The following is a 304-nucleotide window of genomic DNA, read 5'->3' as shown; positions in this document are numbered from 1 at the left end:
GTGCTGGGCATTACATGACGTTTACCTCTAATGGCTCGACTACGACACAGTATTGGAAACTTGAAAGTAAAAAACATGTAGATGATATTGATACAACAGTTGAAACAATCCGTTCCGTTTTACAAGATACGGTAAAACGTCAGTTAATTGCTGATAAACCAGTGGTATCTATGCTTTCCGGAGGTCTAGATTCCAGTGGTTTAACAGGTTTAGCAGGAAACGAATTTGGGAAAAAAGGGGAACGTCTTCATACATATTCCCTGAATTTCATCAATGATGAAAAAGACTTTGAGCAAGACTTCCT

General features: G+C 38.5%; 1 protein-coding gene. It reads left to right on the top strand.

Annotated features, from left to right (window positions below; genetic code table 11):
• Positions 1 to 304 (top strand): asparagine synthase-related protein (locus QO049_RS31060; RefSeq protein WP_284489836.1); only part of this gene is annotated, 304 nt, incomplete at both ends.

The organism is Bacillus sp. RB3, from assembly GCF_030164735.1.
Classification (GTDB): domain Bacteria; phylum Bacillota; class Bacilli; order Bacillales; family Bacillaceae_G; genus Bacillus_A; species Bacillus_A cereus.
Note: the sequence above shows the minus strand (reverse complement) of the source record. Positions and strands in the feature narration are given on the sequence as shown.